This is a genomic window from Geobacter sp. DSM 9736 (genome assembly GCF_900187405.1).
In the GTDB taxonomy this organism is placed as follows: domain Bacteria; phylum Desulfobacterota; class Desulfuromonadia; order Geobacterales; family Geobacteraceae; genus DSM-9736.
On the sequence record NZ_LT896716.1, the window covers coordinates 3,084,999 to 3,110,111 of the forward strand.

General features: G+C 58.7%; 12 protein-coding genes. 3 read left to right on the forward strand and 9 right to left on the reverse strand.

The window, feature by feature from the left end; translation table 11 throughout:
- Positions 1 to 173: 173 nt before the first annotated feature.
- Both CFB04_RS14035 and CFB04_RS14040 read right to left on the reverse strand, forming a co-directional pair.
- Positions 174 to 536: a cytochrome C gene (locus CFB04_RS14035; protein WP_088535857.1), complete on the reverse strand. Its 363-nt coding sequence runs from the start codon at positions 534 to 536 to the stop codon at positions 174 to 176.
- Between the two features lie 24 nt (positions 537 to 560).
- Positions 561 to 1,895 (reverse strand): hypothetical protein, encoded by a 1,335-nt coding sequence (locus tag CFB04_RS14040; RefSeq protein WP_088535859.1) that lies wholly within the window; start codon positions 1,893 to 1,895, stop codon positions 561 to 563.
- Between the two features lie 205 nt (positions 1,896 to 2,100).
- On the opposite strand from CFB04_RS14040, the gene CFB04_RS14045 reads away from it, so the two are divergent.
- Positions 2,101 to 3,930 (forward strand): cytochrome C, encoded by a 1,830-nt coding sequence (locus tag CFB04_RS14045; RefSeq protein ID WP_157698800.1) that lies wholly within the window; start codon positions 2,101 to 2,103, stop codon positions 3,928 to 3,930.
- Positions 3,931 to 3,939: 9 nt separating this feature from the next.
- On the opposite strand, the gene CFB04_RS14050 is transcribed toward CFB04_RS14045, so the two are convergent.
- The 7 genes from CFB04_RS14050 to CFB04_RS14080 all read right to left on the reverse strand — a co-directional run bounded on the left by CFB04_RS14050 (position 3,940) and on the right by CFB04_RS14080 (position 22,089).
- A complete protein-coding gene (locus tag CFB04_RS14050; protein WP_088535862.1) occupies positions 3,940 to 4,443 on the reverse strand; it encodes a hypothetical protein in 504 nt (167 codons plus the stop codon).
- On the reverse strand, positions 4,440 to 5,267 hold the full coding sequence (locus CFB04_RS14055) for a cytochrome c biogenesis protein (protein ID WP_088535864.1): 828 nt from the start codon (positions 5,265 to 5,267) through the stop codon (positions 4,440 to 4,442). Before CFB04_RS14055 ends, CFB04_RS14050 begins: the two co-directional genes overlap by 4 nt.
- On the reverse strand, positions 5,264 to 6,577 hold the full coding sequence (locus tag CFB04_RS14060; RefSeq protein ID WP_157698801.1) for a cytochrome c biogenesis protein ResB: 1,314 nt from the start codon (positions 6,575 to 6,577) through the stop codon (positions 5,264 to 5,266). Before CFB04_RS14060 ends, CFB04_RS14055 begins: the two co-directional genes overlap by 4 nt.
- A gap of 62 nt (positions 6,578 to 6,639) precedes the next feature.
- Entirely contained in the window at positions 6,640 to 14,154 is a 7,515-nt protein-coding gene (locus CFB04_RS14065) for a CxxxxCH/CxxCH domain-containing protein (protein ID WP_088535867.1), read from the reverse strand.
- Positions 14,155 to 14,156: 2 nt separating this feature from the next.
- Positions 14,157 to 18,893, reverse strand: coding sequence for a CxxxxCH/CxxCH domain-containing protein (locus CFB04_RS14070; protein WP_088535869.1), 4,737 nt, complete (start codon positions 18,891 to 18,893; stop codon positions 14,157 to 14,159).
- Between the two features lie 18 nt (positions 18,894 to 18,911).
- Complete coding sequence (locus CFB04_RS14075) at positions 18,912 to 19,412, reverse strand: hypothetical protein (RefSeq protein ID WP_088535871.1); 501 nt, start codon at positions 19,410 to 19,412, stop codon at positions 18,912 to 18,914.
- Between the two features lie 25 nt (positions 19,413 to 19,437).
- Entirely contained in the window at positions 19,438 to 22,089 is a 2,652-nt protein-coding gene (locus CFB04_RS14080) for an Ig-like domain-containing protein (RefSeq protein ID WP_088535873.1), read from the reverse strand.
- A 299-nt stretch (positions 22,090 to 22,388) separates the two neighbouring features.
- Between CFB04_RS14080 and CFB04_RS14085 the strand changes: the two genes are divergently transcribed.
- On the forward strand, positions 22,389 to 23,672 hold the full coding sequence (locus tag CFB04_RS14085; RefSeq protein WP_088535875.1) for a TolC family protein: 1,284 nt from the start codon (positions 22,389 to 22,391) through the stop codon (positions 23,670 to 23,672).
- A 33-nt stretch (positions 23,673 to 23,705) separates the two neighbouring features.
- Positions 23,706 to 25,064, forward strand: a complete 1,359-nt coding sequence (locus CFB04_RS14090; protein WP_088535876.1) for an efflux RND transporter periplasmic adaptor subunit — start codon at positions 23,706 to 23,708, stop codon at positions 25,062 to 25,064.
- Positions 25,065 to 25,113: the final 49 nt, after the last annotated feature.

Sequence of the window (25,113 nt, forward strand, 5' to 3'; positions counted from 1 at the left end):
ATTTACGTTGTAATCACCTCCGATTTGATCGGACGCGGTTATTGTGCTGTTGCTTCATCTGATCGCATGGGAGTAGGGGGTGATGTTCCTGAAGGTTTATGAGGGGAGTAAAAAGGGGGTCACAGCACCAGCCGTAACCCCCTCGCCTTGCCTGCTTTGCCGCCGGACAAGCTTCAGCGAGCAGCCTGATCCAGCAAGTAGTTCATCAGGTCCACGGAAGATTTAATTTCCTGCTTGTTCATGTTGGAATCGGGCTTACGCATCATCTTTATTCCGTAGGCTTTAGTTTCGCTGCGGGTGAAAGGCTGTCCCGTTATGGGCGCGACCCCCGTGGTAATTGCCACGACTGTTCTTTCCATTGTGTGACACTTCACGCACTTCACCTTCATGACCTGAAAGTTGGCTTTCATGTCGGGCGGGTAAGCGGATGGATCGAAGGTCATGGTGTCCCCCTTGCCTACGATTTTCAATCCTGCGTGCGCTTCAACTGCGGCCAGGCTAAGCGCCGCGATCGCCCATACAATGTGTCTTCTCACAACTAATCCTCCTGGAGCATGCCTTTAGAAGCTGAACGTAATGCCGATCTGTCCAAGTCTGTTGGTCGCCGGCGCTGATATTTCATGCTTGTACTCCGCTACGAGCCGTATATTCTGCAACGGTGCATAGGCTACCGCAGGTATATACCGGCGTGTGATCCCGGTACCGTCATCCTGATGCTCGTAACGAAACGTCGTGATGACTTCTGAGCCTATGAGCAATTCGGCTTCCGCTGCCATTACCGTTGAGTCCACCTCCTGCGGCACCGATATGAAATCGGGGTTGTCATCCTTCCCCTTTACACCCGACAACCTCAGCCTGAGGCGCTTATAGCTCAGATCAACATCGGCGCCCGCCCGATAGAACTTATTGGTCTTATCGGCAACGGATGCTATTACAGAAGCGTTACGTCCATAATATCCGTAGACCCCGCAGGTAAGCATGAGATAGTCGAAGATGCTTTCCTCCTTCTCGAAGTCTATCTCCGGCTCGTTTCCGACGAAGTCTGCTCCTCCTACCTTGAATGATACGTGGCCGTATCCCTCCTTGCTGTCCTGCCCGTTCCTGTCAACTACCCCCGCTGCTACAAATAGGCGGTTCGCAAGGACCGCATTGGCTTCGAGTGCATCGGCGGGAGAATCCAGAGTGAACTGTGAACGTCCGACCCTGTAAACGTGAGGTGCGAAGGAGGTGACGGTTGCCCTGTTGCTCGATTTCCAGAGGCTTAGCTTTGGCTTCAATCTTCCTATCCTTATGTTTACCGGTGTGTCAAAGGCATGACGCCATACAAGAAACAGTTCGCGAACTGTCGACGAATTGTTTCCGGGAACGTTGCTGGTGAAGGGATCATATCTGCCTTCCGTGTAGAGGTTGAAGGTTCCGAAAAAACCTGCCTTGTCACGGAAGGCGCCTCCAACCTGAAGCACCAGCGCACGTGTAGCCAGATCCAGTTTGTCCGCCGCGTTGTCGTCATAGGCTATGTCCTGCGAGGCGGAGAAAGAGATGGGAAGAAAGTCGGGGATGCCGGAAAGCAGAATGGCCTCATTCGTTTCCTTGGCTGTATTGCCTGACTGTGGAATCGCCGCATTGCGCTTGAGGAATTCCAGCTGGGACGGATCTCCTTCCCCCTGAATCGCCGGTAGTGCGGGTTTCTCAGCTGCCCGATGGTTCACATAAACGTACCCGTTTTTGAGGAATACCTCACCGTATTCATTCAGCTCCGGGTAGATGGTGTGGCATGTGGAGCATTCCGTTTTGTACTGCCTGGTGAAGGCGGGGATAGCATGAGCGGAGTCGAAGGGAATCAGCGGCGCCATTGCTGCCGCAATAAGGACTAGTTTATGGAACTTCTTTTGCATTTAGTAACCTCCTGAGTTGCCCGCACGAGAACTGGCCATTCCAGAGTGCACAAAAGATACCATCTTCTGTCTCAATGACAGTGCCATCAGCAGGTATAAAAGAATAATTAGAGTCAGCTATGTCAGCCAACTGAATGAGAGATGGAAGCTATATGGTTGTACTGCAAGAGCCAGTTATGGTTATGTATGAAACGGAGCGAAAAACGTGAAACCAGTCTCATTGATGTCTTTAATGCTGCTTGTCCCATTGGCTTTTACAGGATGCGGCAATACTACTGTTGAAGTGGGGGCATCGTCCGCTCTGCTTGATTCGGAATCCTGCACAAGTTGTCATGACACTGCAATATCCCGTGTTACCGGCGAACTCGTGGCGGAACAATGGAAGCGGTCGGTCCATGCAACCAGGAACGGTGCCGGATGCCGCGACTGCCATGAGCCGGCGCCCGGCCACCCAAACAGCTGCTGGGGGTGCCATGGAGGCATCCCTGCCCCTTCGTCAAGAACTCATGACGTGGTCCAGAATCCGGACACCTCCCTGAAGTGCCTGGTCTGCCACAGCGCCCAAACCCTCGGCGCGCCCCACTTCAGCACGGTGACAGTTCTCAATGCCGGAACAGCCGCTTATCCTGCTTCCTTTGCCGACGGCCGCTATGTGGGAAACTGCCTTGCCTGCCACGACCCCCACGACCCAACCACGGAGATGCCGCTGACACGCCAGTGGGCTGCGTCTGGGCATGGCGAAACGACAGCCGCTGCATGGGCGGCACATGATTTCAAGGCAAGGGGCACTTCAGGTGCGATCCCTGCCGCAAGCGTTGCAGAGGATTGTGTAAGGTGCCACACCACGACCGGATACATAAACTACGTAACATCCGGGTTCAAAAACATCTCCGGCTGGGGCCGGCAGAACCTCGTAAACCTGCCGGATGGTAACGGAACGCCAAACCATTTCAATGCTTCGGACCTGACAAAGCAGGTACTGGCTTGCAACGGTTGCCATGATGATGGAAGCGGGAACGCCTACAACTGGAAAAGGCTGCGCAGCGTGGGAAGAGTACCTGCATACGTAAATTACTCCTCCAGGTTCGGAAAGGTGCTCATCAACGATCTGCTACCTGACCTTGCCGCTTCGAACACCTGCGTCCCCTGCCACACGAGCCGCCAGAGCGGCAGGTCGATCAAAGCACTGGAGACGGCGGAAGCGGCTTCCGGTGTCTTTGCGGTCTTCTCCTCGGCTGGAGGACTTCCCTTTGTGGATGCCCACGATATGACAGCTGGTTCGACCGTCTACAGAACCTCGGGTTACGAATATGTCGGGCGGGATTATACGAATCTGCCTCATTACGAACATGATGAGATAGGTCTTCGCAGCTCCGGCCTCGAAAGCAACGGAACCGGCACGAACGGCCCCTGCATCGGATGTCACATGACGTCGGCGGAAGGGCACTCTCTTAAGGTCGTTCAGGAAGAAAATGACGCAGCCAAAGTTTTGACTGGAGGTGTGGGGATTACGGCGATCAGCAGCCGGATGTGCGTAGTATGCCATTCCGGAGCGGATGCACGGACTGCTTCCTCAATGCAGCGCGAGAAAGAAGGCTTCAACGCCGCTCTGGCTGCGCTGGCAAAAGCGTTGAAAAACCGCGGGTTCGTGTTCCGTGGCAATCCGGCGAGCTTCAGCAACAAAAACTGGCAGACCGACAGAGGGGGGATAGGCGGTTTTGGAGCGGGAACTGGTGGCAGAACCCTTGGAGCTGCCTTCAACTTCAACCTTCTCCGCAGGGATACGGGCGCTTATGTGCACAACAATATTTATGCGAAACGCCTGATTCACGACTCGATCCATTGGATCGTCAATGGCCCCAACGGTGCCGTATCCGTTGAAAATGCCATCAGGAGCCTACCGAACGACCCTGCTCTTATATTCGGACTGGACGGGAGCACCATCAACTTCGACAATGCGGTTAAATCCGCAGCCATCGCCTATCTGCTGGGGACCGATCTTAATCCCACAGGTACCGGAGGCGCTCGCCCGTGAGGTGCCCGGTTACCTGCCGGGAATGACGGCTGTTTCCTGTATCAGCCAGCGGCCGTTATCATCAACCAGGGTGTATTCCATCAGGTACAGGAAATCCTTTACGTCATCCTTACGCTTTTCCGTCCTGATGTCGCTGTAGGAAAAATCCCACACTTCCCGGGTCCTTACCACGGCCTTCCTGTCGGAAAGATCCATCTTCTCAAAATCGATTTGCTTCAGGTGCGAGAGCATTCGCACTCCACCTTCGCCGAGTGCCGCCATGTGGTGGTAAGCCTTCTCCGCCTGGCGTACGGACGCGACCTCCTGAAGGGGGTTCATGTTGAGGTTTTGGTACCCGTAGGCCAGCAGTTGGTTGTAACGCATGATCACCTCTTTTACTCGGGCCTCCGGATCGGCAGAAGTGGAGGGATTCCCGACCGGAGATGCCGGATTCTTAACCGGCGGCGCGGGTTCCTTGCTGCAGGCGGTGAAAAGCATGCTGAGCGCGATGAGAACAACCAGCGGACGGGTCATTTGAAATACTCTGAATGAATCGATGAGCTGAGAAGCGGAGTCAAAAACTTGGCGGCGACCGCAACGACAAATGCAGCAAACAGCAACCCGGCGGCCTTTTCCTCCCTCCAGTTGAAGAAGCGGCGGAGGTGCAGATAAATCCCCATGACCCCCCATGTTATGAGTGACCAGGTTTCCACCGGGTCCCATCCCCAAAAACGTCCCCAGGATTGATAGGCCCATATGGAACCGGCAAGCATGCCCGTTGCCCAGAAAGTGAATCCGAAACCCGCGAAACGGTAGCTGAGAAGGTCCGCGTCCGACGCGTCCGGAAAGCGATCCAGCCACGATACGTTCCGGTGTTTTTTCAGCAGGAACACAATGGCGAGAGCGAGGGAAATGACGAGGGTTCCGAAGGCTATCTTGTAGAAAAGGACATGTATGACGAGCCAGATGCTGCGCAGCGTGGGAGGCAGGTTGTGGATCTCGGGTGCGGAAAACAGGGCCAGCGCTGTCATCAGGAACGTTGAGGGAAATGCCACGAGAGCAGCAGGTTTAAGGCGGGGGAATTTCCGGCAGAAGAGGAGGAATGTCGCCATGAGAACCCAGGCATCGGAAGAGAGGACCTCATGTCTGGCCATGTAAGGTCCGTGGCCGGTTACGCTCCACCAGTAAATAAGGACTCCGCCGTGAAGGATCAGCCCCGCCGCGGCTATCTTGACCGAGAGCTGTCGCGCCTTCTCCTTGTCGAAAATGTGCCCTGTCACGTTGAATATGAAGGCAGCGATGTAGATGACCACTGCCCCCCAATGGCCGGTGACACTCACCGCGAATAGATCGTTCATGCCGTTTCTCCGTTACCGGCAGAGTGAAGCACCCTCGCGCACTCCTCCCGGTAAAGCTCGTACGCATTCGTGGCGCCCCATGAAACCAGAATGCCGGAGCCGCTTTGCCTGAAGAGGCATTCGAGTGGAGGTGTGAAGTAGCTCAAGCCGGCACCGATGATGATACCCAGAAACCCGATGAAGACGCCAGACATTCCATGAATCCTGGTGAAAGTGAGTTTCGTCCAACGGGAGGCTCCGACGCACCGGACCTGGTAGGGGCCGAGCCCTCCTTCTGTTCCTATGCGGAAGGACGCTTCCCCTGCAACTTTTCCCAGATCAACAAGGCGAAGCACGAGCAGCGGATCGATTCCGCTCATGGAACTGCGGGCGGCATCGGCATAAAACTTGGCTTTGATCCTGTGACCAGGCAGGTTGAAGTTGCCGTAGGAGGCCTTGTCGCGACGCGCCGGGTTCTGGAGAAGAAAAGTCCTGTATATAGGTTCCCCCGCCGGAGGAACGAATTCCAGGTGGAAGGCGGTTCCGTGGTCGGCCGGCTGATAGAGGGTAATATCGTTGCGCCGCAGAGGGTTATTGATAGACAGGGTCTCTTCTTCCCTCGCCCCCTCGGCGGTCTGAAATGCAACATTGGACGTAACCTGCTTCAAGTCGTCATTGCTCCAGAACTCGGGCATAACCTGATTCAAGGTCACAGAGTCGGGAAGTATGAGCTTCTTCGCAAGCAGGCCCTTTTCCTCGAAAGTCCACTCCGCACCGGATGGAAATGTCTCTCCCTCCACCAGCTGCACGGACCCCCGCTGCTGGGTCAGGGTTATGACGAGTGATGCAGCTATCGTGACTACCATTGCGGCATGCAGAACCGTTCCGGCGAAATATCCCCAGGGATTCTTTACATACTTCGTTACCCCCCCGTTGGTTGCTGCTGGGCGAAATCCGGCCCGGCGCAGCCGGCTTGCGAACCCGGCTGCATCGACGGCTGTTTCCGCTCCCGAGATATCCGCGGGACAGGAACCAAGGCGCTGCAGCGCGCGTCGGAACTGTTCCCCCGAGGAGACCAGAAGGCAGAGGGTAAACAGTCCGACGAGGATTGCGAACCAGGGGGAAGTATAGATGTGATCAAGTGCCAGAGGTTCTCTGAGGGCTTCCCAAAAGGGGTGAGAATCATACCAGTCCCGCACCTTTTCCGGGTTTGTCAGGAAGCGCTGGGGGAAAATGAAGGTGAGTCCGAGCGATGCGACGAGCAGCGCGGTGAGGGCCAACACGGTTCTTCGCGAAAGTAGGAATTTATTGAGTGATGTGAAAACCTGCATCGGCCTTGATTGTAGCTCCTTTGGTAACGAAACGCGAACTTCCATTCACATTATGTCTCTTGTTACCATGCCTCTCCCGCAATGTTGCTGCTGTGGTCTCCGCAGCTGCCATTGGTCGAATAGCAGTCGGACTTTGAGTAATCCCCACCGGACTGCTTTATGAATTTGTTGATATAGATCGTCCCCCCGTTCTGGCCGTTGGGGGAGTAACGCGGTACCCGGCCGGCGGAGTTGGTGTTGATGAGCCGCGACACCTTCCCCCCGTGGGGGACCCTGATATGGCACCCGACGCAGGGAATGACCTGGTGGGCCGCCTTCGCGTTGTGGGCGTTATTGTTGACGGCATGGCAGTTGAGGCAGAAGAGGCCGTCGTTGGTTCCTTGGTTGTCGGTCTTGGTATCGACCGTCCAGAATGTCCCGGCTGTTCCGCCGTTGTTGGCGGCTCCCTTGTAAGGCCAGGCCTTGTTCGCACCCGTCAGCAGCCACTTCACCGATGAACCGTGCGGCCCCTTGGCTGCGGGGGAATCGCCGGCATGGCAGTCGCTGCACGTCATGGTCGTACCATGCGACCAGCCTCCTGCCATTGATTGAGGCAGGACGGAGGAGCCGCTCCCGGCCGAGTTCAGGGCCGCAACCACCGGATGAAAGGACTTGTTTTTCGGGTTGAACTCAAGCCCCAGGTCGGTCCAGGCTTTCGCACTGGGTGGAGTCGCTCCCCACATGGTGACGTTTGCATTGGCCCCCGAATGGCATTTGAAGCAGATCTGCCATTCGGCCGTAGCGGTGATGAGGGGAGCCGTGGTGGTGGCGGGATTATATGTGGTAACCCCTGCCCAGTTCGCTCCCCAGGTGGTTACCCCGACGCCGGTAGCCCCTCTGAGCACTCCGGCGAAGGCTCCGGGAACTGAGGCTTTGAACGGCACCGGAAATGGGAGCACAAGCCGCGAGTCGGTTGCACCGTTCCCCCAGTACATTGTCATCGTAGCGAAGTCGGTCCCTGATGTTTCGAATGTTTCAATCTCGACTACCAGCTTGTCCCCCGGAAGGAATGTGAGCGTGCTTCCTGGATTGAAGGTGACGGTGTTGGTGTAGACGGTATTGGCAACATTGTTACCAAATTCATTTGCTATCGTGGCTGGAGCGCGGAGCACGGTTGTGCTGCTATCCGACGCGTTAAACCGGTACACCGCGTACCGCAGGAACGGGTTAAGGGAGGTGCTGGATTGCGCGCCTCTGACATAGAGGGTGAATGTGTCGGAAGTACTGAAAGTGGCGCTCCTTGCAAAGGGGGGCGAGACGAACTGCCCGAATCGGTAATAGCGATTTGTCGCCGCACCGAAGGGCAGACTCTGAGCCGTCGAGTCTGCTGAGCTTCCAGCTCCGGGTGACATGGACATCGCCCCGTTGAGCGTGGCGTAGGTCGTGGTGCCGGCATATGACACCGAGTTGGTGATGAACGCATTCGGTTTCGGAGAGGTTGCAGCGGCGGTTTTGAAGTAGAGGTTTGCGTCGGAGACTAACGCTTCTCCGTGAAGACCTGATCGGGCCGCATGGACATTATGGCAGTCGGCACACTCGACGTGCTTGTTGTCGGTGATGTACTGCCGCGTCTCGTCCGTCGGCGACGGCTTGTGGACGCCGTTGTAGAGGTTCACGTTGTGGCCGTTTCCGGCCTGGCCGGGGTCGGCATAGGCGAATGGAACCGCCACCGGGAGCGTCAGGTTGCTCGGGGCATTCTTGCCGAAGTAGAAGGAGGCGGTGTAGGGGCCGGTCCGTAACGACGTTGTCTGGATCGTCAGATCGACTACGATCTTGTCGTTTGCATGAAGCGTAACCGCGGGAACGCTTATTCCGATGGTCCGCACCAGCCCCGGTGCCGAGTTTACGGGAAGCTCGCTCGTGAAGGTCCGAGTGGAGACGATCTCCTGGTCGAAGCCGCCGGCGTTCCAGGTGTAGATCCGGTAGCGTATCCGGGCGTTCTGATAGAAGCTGCTTTCCCGGGAGAAGAGGTTTATCACCCAGGTTCCCGCGGGGATGGGGGTGTCCGAGGAAACTGCCGGAGATGTGAAGGTGCCCATCTGCCAGTACCTGGTGCCGATCTGGTTGGTGGCTACGTTCTTCGTTTCGTATGCCGTGCTTGGCGTCCAGGGCGACATGGAGCGCTCCACCCAGGCGCCTCCGGCAAAGGCATCACCTGTGTTGTGCCCCGCAGGTTTCGGAGCGGCGGGAGTTTCCGCCGCTGCCGGCTTGAAATAGAGCCGTGATGTCGTGCTTGTAGTCGGATTCGCGGGACGATAGGAGGTGAGGAGCGCGGTGGTTATATCCTCGGCAGCCGCCGACATGCCTGCATACCCGTACCAGTCCTTGCCTGCTGTCGGTTTGGGTGGCCCGCCGCCGGGGTCGGAGTCGGTGGTCTTGCTGTGACACCGGATGCAGATCTGCTCTTCTGCGGTTTCGCCTGCGCTGGAATCGAGCTCTCCCTGCAGCCGCCTGATGCCGCCGTTGTGGTTGCCGAACTGCCACCTGGCGGTGTAGCCCTGGAACGTCGTGGACTCGTTGAACTTGGTGTTATGGCACTTGGAGCAGTTGCCGTAGAAGGTGCTGCCGTCCCCCATCATCGTAGAAGGCACCGCATACTGGTGTGCGCTTCCCGTGTAGCTGTCGAAGCTTATCACCGGCGTGACCGTTGTCTGCTGTGCCGCCGGCTGCTCGACCCTACGCCGGACGGTGTCCTTGGTCCGCTCCTGATAGTGGCAGCTTATGCAGATGCCTCCGTTATTGGGGCCGGAACCTTTGATGAAGTCGGCGTTGTAGTAGCCGCTGGCGAGACCTGGTGCCTGGGCGGCATTGGGTGTGACCGTTATCCCGGTGCGGAGGTTCGCTGCCCGTCCAACGTTATTGTTGCCGTTGAGGAACGGGCTGAAGATATTGTGATCCACGTGGCACATGGTGCAGCGCCTCGAATTGTAATTCGTCCCATTGTCCGAGCTACCGCTGGGGATGCCGGTGGGATAGGCCGCTGTTTGAGCCGACGAGAAGTTGCGCATGGCGTGGTGATAGCCGGTGGTGCTTTGCATGTCGATATCATGGCAGTCGATGCACTGGTAGGAGTTGTTCCATTTAACGCTTGTTGTTGCCTGGGTCTTTCCGAGTCCCACCGGATGGCAGGAAACGTTCGCACAACTTCCTGTTCCGCCTGCGGTGCTGAAGTTGATGGTGGTCGTATATTCGGCAAAGGCGACGTCGTCTCCGCTTTTGTAGGTGCTGGTCCCGCCGCTGACGTCGTAGGTTTTGTCTACGTGCTTTGTCTTGTCCTCGATGGAGGTGTTGGCTGTAGTGGTCTCGTTGTGGCAGTGGCGGCACTGGATCTCCCCGGCGGGTGAGGCGGTTACGGCGATGTGGAACTGGTGGGCGTTCCCTTTCGGCGAGCCTGAAGCATAGAGGGGGGCAGCTTTCCGGTAATCGCTGTAGGTGGTCTGCCCGTGGCAGCTGTTGCAGGCAAGGGCGCCGGAGCCCCAGTTGACACCTGTTGCTGGGGCGGGATACGGCTGGCTCATCGCCGTGCCGTTGCTGTGGCAGTAGATGTTCGAGCAGTTGGTCCCGGCGTTGACGTAGGCATTGCCGTCGCTGTTGGTGGCGTCCCACACGATGTTTTTCGTCTTGTTGATGTGAAGCCGCTTGTCGGCAATGCTGCTCCCGTCATTGGTGGTGCTCTGGTGGCATTTTCCGCAGCTGTATCCGTAGGTTCCGGCGTGAATCCCGTGTTTGCCGGTGGCGATGGCGGTGTAGGGGTGGCAGGAGGCGCAGCGGACGGCCGGGTCTGCGGTTCTGGCAGCGGTTGCCCAGTTGACGGCGGTTGCACCGTTGCCGCCGTTTCCATTGCTGTGGCAATAGGTAGCGGTGCAGACCGCGCTGCCGTTTGACCACTCGAATCCGTTGTCGGAGGTGCTCGGTGCCACTCCGTAGGAATAGACAGGCTTTTTCCCGGGGGAGGTGTAGCCGAAGAAAACCTGTGCTGCACCGTTGGCATGGGCAGGGCCGTTCAAATGGACGGCCAGGCCGGCTCCCGGAAGATGGCACGAGGCGCAGGCGAAGCGGTAGCTTGCAGCGGTGCCGATGTTGCCGGTTGTGGAGTCGGAGTAGGTGGCGGCAAGCGTCGCATCTTCCCAATGTAGCTTGTGTGCGGTGGATGCGTTCCAGGGACCGGTATTACCGGCGCTGTGGCAGGAGTCGCAGGCGGTGGTCCCTCCCCATGCGGGGGAGGCGGCGGTGCCGTGGCAGTATGTGGCGGAACATGTACGTGCTCCGGAGTCGTACACGGCATCCTTGCTGTTACCGCTCAGGTTGAAGAAGATGTCGTTCCTCGTGTTGTTGACGTGGAAGCTGGGGGTGCTCCTTATGCTCGTTCCCTGTTTCGTGGTCTTCTCGTGGCACTCGCCGCAGGAGATGGCGCTGCTTACGACATGCTTGCTATGGCTGTTGGAGGTGACGCTGCCGGGAGCCCCGGAATTGGGATAATCGGGTACTCCGCTGGCGGTGGAGCGGCCATGGCAGGCGTTGCAGGCGAGGGTGCCGGACCATGCCGGAGAGGCGTAGAGCGAACCCCCATAGGCACCTGGAAGCGTTCCCGGATCGATGGCGGGATCGCCCAGGCTGTGGCAGTAGACGGTGCTGCAATTGGGGGTGCTCCAGCCTGCGCCGGGATTGTCTCCGTCGAAGGAGACGTCCTTCACTTTGTCGGCATGGATCCGTTTGTCCGCGATGCTGCTGCCGTCGTTGGTTGTGCCCTGGTGGCACTTCCCGCAGCTGAAGCCGTAGCTACCCACGTGACGCCCGTGCTTCCCGGTGGCGATTGCACTGTAGGGGTGGCAGGAGGCGCAGCGGCCAGCAGGATCGGCATTCCTTGTGGTGGCAGCCCAGTTTACGGCGGTTGCACCGTTTCCCCCCGCTCCGTTGCTGTGGCAGTAGGTGGCGGTACAGGCAGCGCTGCCGTTGGACCACATGAAACCGTTGTCGGATGTGCTCGTGGTTCCCCCATAAGTGTAGACGGGTTTTTTCCCGGGGGAGGTGTAGCCGAACTGTATCTGGGCCCGCCCATTGGCATGGGCAGGACCGCTTACGTGGACTGCGAGGCCGCTTCCGGGGAGGTGGCATGAGGCGCAGGTGAAGCGGTAACTGACGGCGGTGCCTACGTTTCCGACTGTGGTATCGGAGTACGCTGCCGGTAGAATCGCCCCATCCTCCCAGTGCAGCTTGTGGGCAGTCGAGGTGTTCCAGGGGCCGCTGTTGTTGGCGCTGTGGCAGGAGTCGCAGTTCGTGGTGCCGCCCCAGGCGGGAGAAGCTCCCGTTCCATGACAATAGGTGGCGGAGCATCTGCGTGCCCCGGTGTCGTAGGCGGCGTCCTTGCTGTTGCCGCTCAGGTTGAAGAAGATGTCATTCCTTGATTTGTCGACGTGGAAGCTAGGGGTGGTGCTTCTTATGCTGGTGCCCTGTTTCGTGGTCTTCTCGTGGCACTCCCCGCATGAGATTGAGCTTGTAACCACATGTTTAGGGTGGCTGTTGGACGTGGCGCTGCCGGGGGCTCCTGCATTCGGGTAATCAGGTGAGCCGCCGGCGGTGGAGCGGCCATGACAGGCGTTGCAGCCAAGAGTCCCGGACCATGTCGGCGACGCATAGAGCGAACCACCGTAGCCTCCGGGGAGGGTGCCGGGATCGATGGCGAGGTCCCCGATGCTGTGGCAGTAGAGGGTACTGCAGTTGGGGCTGCTCCATCCGGCCCCTGCGTTGTATGAATCGAAGGATAGGTCCTTCTCTTTGTTGACATGAAGTGCCCGGCTGGAGATGTTGGCGAATGTGGTGGAGTCGGTCGTGTCCAGCGCCGTCGTGCTGTGGCATCTTGCGCAGGCAAAGCGGTAGGGGGAACTGCTTCCCACATGCTTGGCGTGGGGGGCGGAAGCAGGGGGGGTCGAAGCATTGCTGCCGTGACAGCCGTTGCAGTCGAGGGTGCCGGACCAGGTAACGGTGACCGTCGGGGTCGCCGTTGTTCCGTTCCCATGGCAGTAGACATTCCGGCACTGATGAGTGCTCAGGTTGTATGCGGGAGCGGCGTTATTGGCAAAGGCGTTCCATGCAACCGTCTTTATGCCATCGACGTGCTTGGCCGGACCGGAAATGGTGTCATTGTCGGAGGCGGTCTGGGCATGGCACGCATTACAGGTAATGTTTCCGTTTGTGCCGTACGTGTTGACGTGCTTAGTGTGTGGGGCGGACCAGGCCTTGGCTCCGGCGATCGTGTCGCCGGCCTTGTTGTGGCATCCGTCGCAGTCCAGTGCCCCGCTCCACCCCTGGGTCACCGGAGTATTCGAGCCGAGATAGGGAGCTGCATTGCTGTGGCAATAGGTCGAAGCGCAGTTTGCACCGTTCCAGGACCCCGCAGGATTAAGAGGATCGAAGAGAACATCCTTCACCTTGTTGACGTGAAGGGTATAGCTGGATATGTTGGCGTAAGTGGTGGAGTCTGGTGTTGTTTCGACGGTCCCGCTGTGGCACTTGACGCAGGCGAACTTGTAGCCGCTTGCCGTCGCCACATGCGTTGCATGAGGGGAAGCCGGCGAGGGGGGGGAGTCGTTCCGGGCGCCGTGACAGGTTCCGCATGCGCCGGTTGCGGCACTTCCCCATGTGGGTGTGACATAGTTGCCTTTGCCGTCGCTGTGGCAGTAGCTGGATGAGCAGTCGCCGAAAACGGGGCTCTGGCTGGGAAGGAAATTCTCTCCCGTTCCTGAATAAGTACCCCCGGCGACATCCGCGGGGTCGTGAAGGTCGACCAGTATTACCCTGCCTGCTTTACCGGCACTGGTGGCGTGTGCGAATTTTGCAGCCCCGGCCAGATGGTTGAAATGACACTTCTTGCACTGGGCGGCACCGGGGTAATAGGCCTGATGTCTGGCATGGCTGCCCGCTGCGCCGCTGCCGCCGCCGGAGGGGGGCGCCCCGTGGCACTGGTCGCAGTCGTTGGTGGTATTGTCGGTGTACGTGAAGGGGGCCGTCCCCCAATTTGGGGTAAGGGCCTGAAAGTGGCAGTTTACGTTCGAACATTTTCCCAGCGAGGACTGGTTCGAAGTCCAGTTGAATTGTACACCCCTGCTGTAGGTAGCGCCGCCGGGAGAGGCATTGATGTTGGCCGCCAAGTCGATCTTCTCGTCCATGTGCGCGGTCGTGTAGGCGGAGAGGTCCCCATGGCATTTTTCGCAGGTGTCGGGATCGGTTGTCGGGGAGATATGGGTGCGGTGGCTTCCTTTGAATCCGCCGGTGGTGAGGTTACGGTACGCCGAATCCAGCGGCCGGACGTCGTCCGGCGGGTTCCCCGGATCGGTGGATGCGGTTCCGTGGCAGTCGTAGCAGGCATTAGCGTGCTGATACTGCTGTGCTGCCGCGTGCGCGGCAAGGGGGGAAAAGAACAGCATTCCCGGTACAAGAAAAGCGGCGGCAAGCGCTGCTCTCGTTTTCGAGAAGAAGGAGGTCATGCCGTGCCGGCTTCTCCGGGGCTGCTGTTCAACAATGTCTTCAGGTGCTGTCATGGTTACTTCTCGTTGCTCCACTTTTTGGAAGGCTTGAAGTGGCACTTGATGTTCGAGCAGGTTCCGGTCTCGTTGTCGTGGTTGTCCAGGAGCTTACCGGTGTAGCGGGCAGCTCCGAGCTGGCGTTTGTAATCATATTTGTATTGCCTGTCCACCGTTACGGTGATCTTGCTCGGTTTAACCGGGATATTTCCTGTATGGGTGACGGGATTGTGGAGACCCCTGCTGTGGCAAACGGCACAGTTTTCCCATCCCTCGGAAGCCCGGGCGGTGGATTTGACATGTTTTTCGATAGTGTGGGCGCCCCCCCCTCCACTGTAATCTTCGTAACGTGCGCTGGAGTAGTTTCCCTGGAAGAAAACGGTGCCCACAGCCAGCCCCCGACGTACGGGAGGATATCCGTGGCAGAAGTCGCAGCTGCCGATGGAGGTGAAACCCTCGGTGCGATCGCTGTTGTCGTGGCGATGGCATTCCACGCACATCGTGCCGGAGTTGTGGCCGTCGCCGGCGGCTGCGGTGTAGTGATCTGTGGCGGTATGGCAGACGTTGCAGATACCGTTATAGGGTGCTGAAGACTTCGCAAAATCGGTGCCGGTTTCGGCGGACGTAAATATGGTCGCTCTTGTATCCACCGGTGCGCCGGTAACAGGGTCCGAGGTGCGGGCAACCTGGTCGTGGATCATATAGATATTGCCGTCACCGTGGGGGTCGTGGCAGTCCCAGCAGAAACGCCCGCCGGTGCCGTTGGCTCCGCCGTGCTTGGCCCCGAAGTGCTGGGAGTCGATGCTTGCTACAGCGGTGTGGATTCGCAGGGTGCTGTCAATAGTTACCCCTGTCGCGTCGGTGGAGTGACAGACGAGGCAGGGGGCGTTGCGTCCCCAGGCTGCGGTGGAGTAATGCTTGAGCCTGAAGGGGTTGGCGCCGTTTTCATGGGAAACACCCGGATCGTGGCAGTACTCGCAGGCATTGTCGGCGGTGAAGGCGGCGGCAGGGTTTCCCGATGCGTAAGATCCGGAAGGCCTTCCGTGCCCGGTGGTGTCCCAGTGCCCGCCCAGCCTGATTTTTCCGACGGTGCCGTCGCTCCAGAATGTGGCGGCGAAGTTCGCCACATCTGCAGGCCCTCCATGGCAGTCTTCGCAGCCGAGCGTTCCCCCCCATGTGGCGTTGTTGCCGCCGTGGCAGGAGATGTTGGTGCATTCGGCAGGACTGGAAGGCGTGCCGGTGCCGGCGGTGACCGAGAAGGAAGCCCCTGGGCCGGCCGCGAGGTCGTACGCCTTGTTCACGTGGAGCGCTCTGCCTATCACGCTGTTCGCACCGTCGACTACCGTATTGTGGCAGGTACGGCAGGTGTAGTCGGCGACATGTACCGCATGGCTGTTCGCTTTCGGAGAGCCGTTGGCGTAGGCGGGGCCGCTGGCCGTGCCTCCGTGGCAGCTGGCACAGGTGATGGCCGGGGGTGAGCTCCAGGAGATCGAGCCGTGTGCGGGAGCGGATGCGGACGTAGCATTGCTGTGGCACCACGTGTTGCTGCAGGCACCCGCGGACCATGAACCCCCTGCAAAAGTATTGAAGAGGACATTTTTCACCCCGTCGGGGTGCTGGTTTCTTCCCGCAGCTCCGTTGATAGTCCCGTTATCGGATGCGGTGCCCGCGTGACAGGCATTGCAGGTGAGGTTCGGGTTGGTGCTGTACGTGTTTATGTGTATGGTATGCGCCGCTGACCACGTCGGTACGGCATCTCCGGCTTTGCTGTGGCAAACGCCGCAGTTGCCGGCGGTCTTCAAGCCGTTCCATGTGGCAGCCGCGTTGGCCGAGCCTTCTGTCGCGCCGTCCCTGGAATGGCAGAGCGTCAGGCAGGTGCCGTTGGTGTAGGTGAATCCGCGCGGGTCGGTCAACGATCCTCCTCCCGCGGTGTATTGTGCCGGGGTCAGTCTCGTTCCGTTGATCTCCGCGGTTCTGGAGGCGCTTACGGGACCGCTCGCATGGGATGCGGTAGGATGGCATGTGCGGCAGCCGAAGACATACGCTGTTGCGGTATGGGCATTCCCTCCGGTAATAACCGTAGGGGCGGTTGCGCTGTCGAAGTGGAGCGCATGTCCCGACGGAAAACCTCCGGTGGCGCCGGACAATTCACCTCCGTTGCTTGCGTCGTGGCATGACTCACAGGTCGCATTGCCCCCCCAGGCGGGTGATGTCTGTGTGCTGCCATGGCAGTAAGTTGCGGAGCATTTTTGGGTAGCGCTGTCGTATACACCTGAAAAGGTCGTGAAGGCTGAGATGGCTGCCAGGTTGACGTCATGAGTCTGATTCGTATGCTTTGCGGACCCGGCGACGATTGCTGTGCCGGTGATGGTGGTAGTCCGATGGCAGCGGGCACAGTCGGCTGCGGAGGCGACGTGGACGGCGTGGCTGTCGGGGGCGGAATTGTCCGGCGTGCCGAACGCGTTGCCGGTACCGTGGCAACCGTTGCAGCCTAACGTCGTGACGCTGCTCCACGCTGGCGGGTTTACGAATATTCCTTTCCCGTTGCTGTGGCAGTAGACATTGGTGCAGTTCTCCCCGCCGGAGTTCCAGGTGCCTGATGGAAGCATATCTACGTCTTTGACTCCGTCCACATGCGCGACTCCCGATATCGTGCGGTCGTTGCCTGAGGCCACCGTCGCGGCGTGGCAGGTGCCGCAATCATAGTTTTTTCCTAAAACGGCTGCATTGTTGACATGGGCCTGGTGCCGCCCCTGGACGATCGGAACGGTAGAAGATGCGTTGTTGCCATGACACCAGGTACAGTCTGCTTTCGGGTTGGCGGCACCCCATGCAGGGGTCGCCGAACCATGACAGTAAACGCTGCATGTGCCGTATGATGAGCTGGGAGCCAGGTTGCCGGTTGCGCCGGTCCGGGCGCCACGGTATCGTGCGGAGCTGCCGAATCGCGGGTCGGTGGAGTCGAGAGACCAGGTCACGCTGCCGTTTACATGGGCATTGTCGGTAATGTTCGTGTGACACGCGGCACAGGCAAGGCCGAGGTTGCCGCCTCCCGTCCCGGCATGATGCACATGGCTTCCGCCGGGGGGCGGGCTTGCGCCGGTTGCGCCGTGACAGGCTCCGCAGGCTGCCTGGGAGGCTCCTCCGAGCCAGGAGGGCGCCGGCACTGACCCTCCCGCAAGGGTGGTCCCATGGCAATAGACGCTGCAGGTAGCCGCGCCCGGCGCGGTGGCTATGATCGTTCCCGGTGAAGAAGCACGCCAGGTGTAGCCTGTGAGGGAGTCGGTGCCGGTGAAAGTGCCTGCAGAGACACTACCCCCGAAACCCGGAAACGTCTGGCTGTTGATGGCGAAGCCGATTTCGATGCGGGTGTCACCCATCTGGGTGGCGGTGAATCCGCTGTGGCAGGCCTCACAGTTCATGGTCCGGATGTTTACATGGGCCGGATGCGCGCCGGGGCCGGCCGGCACGCCCCCCAGCGCACCCGTGGATGGCTGGGCAAGTCCGGCACCCCCGCCGATTGCCGCGGTGGCCGGCGGGTAGCCGTGGCACAGGGCGCATCCGCCGCCGGAGAAGGAGCCCTCTTCATTGTCATGGGTATGGCACTCGTTGCATACCTGCGGATTCCCGGTGGTGTCATTGTGCTGCGGCGGGTAGTATTTTCCTTTGCCGGCGTGGAAGCCCGCAGGTGGCACCGGATGGCACCCCTGGCACACGCCGCTGCCGTCGGCGCTCTTGTAGTTTCGCCCGGCACCAGTCATCTGGAAGAAGGTCCTCCCGGCGCTGTTCCGGTTGTCGATTTTCCCGAACTGGGTGGAGATGTTCATGAAGCGCCTGATAAGGAAGACGTTGGGAACCCGCTCCTGTGCGCCGGCTGCGAAAGGATCGTGTTCCACATGGGCGCCGTGGCAGTCGATGCATTGAATGTTCTGCCCGTTGCCGTCATGGGCAAACCTTCCGGCATGACAGTTCGTACAGATGTTGACGTTGCCTGACGTCTTGCCGCGCCTGTCGGTCCTCAGAAGAAATCCATCCGCCGGTTTAAGGGAAAGATAGCTGGAATATCCGTCGTAGGTGGCGCTGTTGGAATCGGTGTAATGGACTCCGTGACAGGTGGTGCATTGCACCCTTCCGTTCTTGAGTTTCAATGCCGAGGTCGGGTTGGCCGGATTGGCGTTCACGGGAGTCGCATGCTTGGGCTTGGCGCTGGAATACCTGACATTGACAGGGTGGGTGCCGGCGACGTGAGTCGATCTGTCCCTTGAGCGGTGACAGTCGAGGCACATCTGGTCGCCGTCGTTGCCCATGCGGAGGAATGGTCTTGCGCTGTTGGAGTGAGGGCTGTGGCACCTTACGCATGCCATGGAGCCATTCGTCCTCCCCCGCAGATCCAGCCTCGTCATCGCCTCATGCTGGGGCGGCTGCGCACCCGCAGCCGGAACGGTGTCTGAGCCGTCCCACCTGTGCGAGATCTGGTAGCGGGTGCCCGGGAGGAATGCGGTGTAGACTCCGAACGGATCGGCGGCGTCGGAGGGGACATGCGGCTTCGCCTTGCCCTTGGGCACTCCCGGTTTGTGGCAATCCAGGCATATGTTGTTATAGCCGGTGGTGCCGAGGGTGTTGTGGCTTACGTGGCAGTTGCTGCAGGAATAGCCATTACCTGGATCATGGACAGGATCGAGGACGACCGCCGATGCCGCTGCGGGAAGAAGCAGCAACAGGGTGATGCCGAGTTTCTGAAAAAACGATCCGCGCATGGTTTCCCGGTGTAATGATCACAGGCCTGTTACTGTCAGGGTAGGTTTTGTGGCTGCCGTCAGGTCAACCGTATTGCCGTTATCGATACTGTTTGCTGTGAAGTCTGGAGGATCATAGCGCAGAACAAAATCGCCCGCTGAGAGAGACGCACCCGCAGCAACCGTACAGGTGATCTGGGCAAAGTCGCCGAGACCGACTCCCTCGTCACTAACTTTGATCGCAAGTATCCTTAATCGCCTATCGGACTCAGAGTAGATGGCCTGGACGCCGTCCAGGGCCTTCAGTTGGGATGCTTCAGCGGGCACGGTTACCCCTGCAGGGATTATCACTGTTTCTACGACCCCATATATCGGCACAGAGTTCAAAGGCGCGGTGTTCGTTATTCCGAAGGTCAGCGTAACTGTTTTTGTGGCTGGTCCAGGGCCGCCACCACTTCCACCGCTTTCTCCACCGCCTCCACAGCCGGCGAGCATAACCGTGATAGCGAAAAATAGCAGGTTGAGCTTGACAGATTTCATAGCGTCTTCCTTTGCCGCTGCGGTTTTACCACGACAGGCCGACCACCCTTCTCATGATGAGGATAGTGTCGTTGATATCGATCACCCCGTCTGGTTGAGGCACATGGTTTCGCAGCGGCGCCACATCGCCCCTGAGAATATCTCCAAAGGTTGCCGTATCTACTCCAGCCGCGAAGCGAAGTGCCTTTATGGCGTCAACGAGATTCACCGTCCCGTCCCCGTCCAGGTCCCCCCCCTGGGTCGTATTTCCCGCGGGGTCGGCCGGGGATATGCTGAGGGTGCCCCGGTCATAGGCTACGCCTGAAAGATCGACGCTCCACGTGCCGTCGTTTCCGATCGTCACTATACCGATCGGGCCGCTTCGGTCCTTCACCACCAGGGTTGCGCCGGGCTCAAGCGTGCCGCTCATCCGCACCGGATTCGGAGAATCGACCGGGTCGATGGTGAATCTGGGTGGTGTCACGTCGAGGTAAACCGTACGGCTGCTGGTGCTTACGGTGCCTACTGCATCGATGGCGGTAACGGTTATGAGATAGGTTCCCTCGGCAGCAAGGTCGGTGGTGAAGTTGTAGGTTCCGTTGCTGAAGGTAACGGGGACGGTGGTCCCATTGACCGTACTCACCAGAGTGACACCGTCAGCAGGCGCGGTCCCGCTGACAGCAAGCTTCCTGTTGTTGGTGGCTCCGTCCTCGGCAGGAGATGTCATTGCCAGTTGGAGGCCGGCGGGATTGAAGGTGGCCGTGCGCTTGGCCGTAGTTGTTTTTCCTCCGTAGGCCTCGGAAACAACGAAGGTGTTGATTCCGGGGGAGAGGCTAACTGTCGCGGCCCAGTTTCCGTCGGAGCTTACGGGAACAGAATTGCCGTTGATCAGGAGCGTGGATGTCTTTTCCGCAGTTCCGCTCAATGTTGTCGTGTTGGTTGTGGTAATGAAGCCGTCGGGAGAGGTCACCTTCAATCCTGCCTGACGCGTGGCGTCGAAATGCAGGGTCCTGGCTGCCGTGGTCGAGTTGCCGGCTGCATCCGTGGCTACCACAGTAATGACATTCGGCCCGTGCACAAGGGTGACGGGAGCGCTGAAGAAGCCGTTGGTTACCATGACTGGTTCGCCGTTAAGGGTTACCGACCGGAGCATCGGGCTGCCGATGTTGCCTGTGACATTCTGTACCTGGTGTGCGGCCGTGCTTCCGTCGGGAAGCATCGATAGTGTCATCGAAGGGGCGACGGTTTGCAGTTCGATATTGAGAGTTATGGAGGAATCTCTTTTCCCTCCGACTCCGGCAGTTATGGTCAAGCTGTTGACACCCTCTGTCAGCGTTGCCGTATAGCTCCATGCGGTTCCGACGACGGTTGCGGCTGTTCCGTTAACTTTGACGCTCCCCCCTGCATCAACCGTACCTGCAAGGACCTGGATGGCCTGATTCGTCGGTGTCGCTACCGGGTTCACCGTAAGCTGTGTCGATGTCGCATCCCGAACCACGATGGCCGTTCTGGCCGTTGAGTTTCCTGCACCGTCGGCAGCGCTTATGGAGATCGCATTCACGCCGATTGCCAGGGGCACTGAAGTGCTCCATGCAGTGCCGGTAACGGTGGCGGGGACATTGTTCACTTTGACCGTTGCACCGGCTGTAACCGTTCCGCTCACGGCAAGGACTGCCAGGTTGGTGTACGCCGGTATCGGGTTGACGGTGAGGGCGGGGCCGACAGAATTTGTGGGGGTAATGACCCCTCTGTCGATGGAATAAAATGCAAGGTTTCCCCTCCCGTTGAGAACCGCCAGACGTTTATTCTGAGGGTCGAACTGATCGAACAGGAGATCGGAAGGGTTGGCCAGTTTTCCGGTACCTATGCCGTAGCTGCCGATGTAGCTGAGAAATGTGCCGTTATCCGCTGGATCTATGGCCTGGACAAGCCCCTGGAAAGAATCCAGGACATACGCCCTCGACAGGGTGGATTTGCTGTACTCGAATGCGATGGCTTGGGGTGCCGTAAACCTGAGGGGGCCGGAACCGAAAGAGCCGATAGACTTTCTGAAATCGCCATTAGTAGTGAAAAACTGGATGCGGCCGTTCCTCGTGTCCACCACTGCCAGTTGGTTGGATGTTCTTTCGTATGTAATGCCTGTCGGCGTCACGAACTGTCCGTAGGCGCTTCCAAAGCTCCCGAAGCTGTTCGCGGGTTTCCCGGGGGATGAGAAGAAGACGGTAGCCGGAGAGCCGGCAGGGGTAAACACCTGCACGCAATTATCGAGGCTATCCACTACGTAGATGTAGCCGGCATCGTCCACCGCGACGCCGTTCGCCATTCTGAACTGCCCTGCACCGATGCCCAGCCTGGTTACTTCCACACCGGTGTTACCGTCGATGATTGCGGCAAAGTCTCCCTGAGTTACCACCAGCCTGGCATCTGCCGTCACTGCAATGCCTTGAGGAGGTTTTGGTGTAGGGACTATCTTGAGGAGACGCCCCGTATGGCTTATTTTCAGAATCCCCCCCTGCCGTGGATCGGTAACATAGAAATTTCCGGCAGAATCGGTGGCCATTCTTACAGGCGTACTCAGCCCTTCGCTGGTCGAAGCGAGTACGGCTACCTCCGGCGGCAAGGCCGCAAAGGCGACCGAAGCCGATGTAATCATGGCAGCAAGTATGGAAAATACGAGCTTCAAGGCCCGTGTGCTCATAGCGTCCTCATTCATATTCGCCGTCTTCAAACGGCAACCCTGCATAATCAAGTATCGGCAGCGGAGGACCTGGATTAAGTAGCTGTTACCAATGATAAGTAAGCTAATTAAATTGACTGCATGCAGTTGGGTGATGCTGGTGATAAACTCGGATGGGAACAATGGAAGAATATTGTGAGACGGGATGTGGAATATTCTGCAGCCAGCTGGCCGGTCGGCTGCATCGGCTTGAAAACATTGATGATGATTTGTGGCACGGCTTGTGTAACTGTCGGCTCTTATCGTAAAAGGAGTTCAGTATGAGACAGCTTTTGCTTGCCATTTTTATAACCCTGCTGGTGATCATTTCCGGCCGAAGCTCCTATGCCGAAGAGGCAGGGGGCGAGGAGTTGCAGCGACTCGTGGCTGCCGCTCTTGCAAACAACCCCGAGATTACCGTTTCGGAGGCGCGATGGAAGATGTTCACCAGCCGGGTCGCCCAGGCCAAGTCCCTGGAAGACCCGATGCTGATGCTAAAGATACAGAACGGCATCGTAAGGGACCCATTCAATTTCAGCAGGGATCCCATGACGCAGAAGGTCATCGGCATCTCGCAGCAGCTGCCGTTCTGGGGGAAGAGAGACCTGAAGGCGGAGGTGGCGGCTAAAGAGGCTGAATCGTACCGCTGGCAGGTTGAGGAAAGAAAGCTTGAACTCGCCAGGATGGTTAAGGAAACTTACTGGCAGATCTACTTCATCGACCGTTCGTTGCAGGTTACCGAGAAAAATCTCCGGATCATGGATGACTTCATCGCGCTGGCAGAAACGAGATATTCCGTCGGCCAGGGAGGGCAGCAGGATGTGCTGAAGGCCCAGGTCGAAAAGTCCAAGATGCTCGACATGAAGATCAGCCAGGAGCAGCAGCGGAAAAGTCTTGTAGCCGCACTTAACACTCTTATCGCCAGGGCGGCGGATACCCCAGTGGGAAGGATCGCGGATCCCGCTTTGAACCCCGTGGAGCTAACAGCCGGTGACCTGAATCGGCTGGCTGCGGAAAAAAGGCCTCAGTTCAGAAGCCTGGCCGCACAGATAGAGAAGGGGCGTGCGGTTCACCGTCTTGCGGAGAAGGAATCGTATCCCGACGTTAACCTGTCGCTGGAATACATGCAGCGAAATCCGAGCATGGAGGATGAAGGGCTCGACATGTATTCAGCGGGGATTACCATCAATCTTCCCGTGTTTCGCGAACGGCGGCAAGCCATGCGGGCAGAGTCGACCTCTGAAGTATCGATGGCCGCCGCTGAATTGAGGACGCTGGAGAATTCGGTCGGTGGGGGCATTGCGGACCTTCTTGCCCAGTTGGAGCGGCGGCGGAAGCTCGCCGAGCTATACAGGGCGGGTATCATCCCGCAGGCTGAGCAGGCGCTTGAATCGTCGGTCATCGGTTACCGGGTGGGGAAAGCCGACGTACTCATGCTGCTCGACAGCAGGGTTACGCTGTTCAATTACGAGCGTGAATATTACGATTCGGTCGCCGATTACCAGATGAAGCTGGCGCAGCTTGAGGCCCTGGTGGGGCAGGAGCTTGACCCGGAGAAGCAGTAGGTTCCAGAGATTTTCACCGAGAGGTTTAAAAGGATGAACATGAAACGAAAGATAGTCATTCCGGTCGTGCTGGTCACGCTTTTAGCCCTGGGCGGGGGAGGTTACTACCTGTGGCAGGAGCTGGGGCACGATCATGACGAGCAGAAAGAAAAAGGTGTGGCGGCATCGGCCCAGTACACATGTCCGATGCATCCTTTCATCGTCAAGGAGCAGCCGGGCGTCTGCCCCATTTGCAACATGTCTCTCGTAAAGAAGGTGGAGGGGGCGCAGGCAGATGAGAAGGCCTTGGCTGCGTTGGGACAGGTGGCGCTATCTCCGACCCAGATGGTGATGAGTAACGTAGCGATGGTCGAGGTCAAGGCGGTCCGTCTCGACAGGGAGATGAATGCCGTCGGCATCGTACAGTACGACCAGCGCCGTCAGGCGAAGGTCACGGCTTGGGTGGCCGGAAGGATCGACAGGCTCCTGGTCAACGCGGTGGGAGATTACGTCACAAAGAACAAGCCCGTGGCGCAGCTTTACTCTCCTGACCTGGTGGCAGCGCAGCAGGAATACCTTCTGGCTTTGAGGAGCAGGGACAGGCTGAAGGATTCTCCTGTAGCATCCATCTCGCAGGGGGGGGCGGGGCTTGTCGCCTCTGCGCGGCAGCGGCTGCTGCTTCTTGGTGTGAAGGAGTGGCAGCTTGCCGCACTGGAGAAGGGTGGAGAGCCCAACCTGAAGCTGCCGGTCTACACCCCCCTCTCCGGCATCGTCATAGAGAAGATGGTCGTGGAGGGGCAGTACGTGAATGTGGGAGATCCGCTCTTTTCCATAGCAGATCTGTCGACGGTGTGGGTAGAAGCAGAGGTTTACGAGAACGAGTTCGCTGCGGTCAGGATCGGACAGCGGGTGGAGGTAATCTCCCAGTCGTATCCGGGAAAGACATTTTCAGGCCGGGTCTCGTTCATCTACCCTTTCCTTGATCCCAAGACGCGGACCGTGAAGGTGAGGGTGGAAATACCGAATCCGGGATTGAAGATGAAGCCGGACATGTTCGTTACCGCCAGGATAAAGGCCCCACTGGATTCCGTACTTGCGGTGCCGGTTGCAGCGGTGATCGATACGGGAAAACGGCAGGTCGCGTGGGTTGAGGCGAAGCCGGGGGTTTTCGAGCCCAGGGACGTCAAAGTGGGTGCAAAGAGCGGTGGGTTCGTGCAGATTCTCGACGGGCTGAGGCCGGGGGAGAAGGTGGCTGCAAGCGGCGGTTACCTGATCGATTCCGAAGCCCAGCTGCGCGGTGGTTCGACCCAGGACCACAGCCAGCACGGTGGTTCGGCACCGGCGGGACAGGGCTCGGCGCCGGCGCGCCCTGCCCGGGAGGATATGAACATGGATGATATGGACATGAAGTGAAAGGATCAGGCTCCGCGTTGTTAGTGGAGGCAGCCGCCGTCGGCTAGCC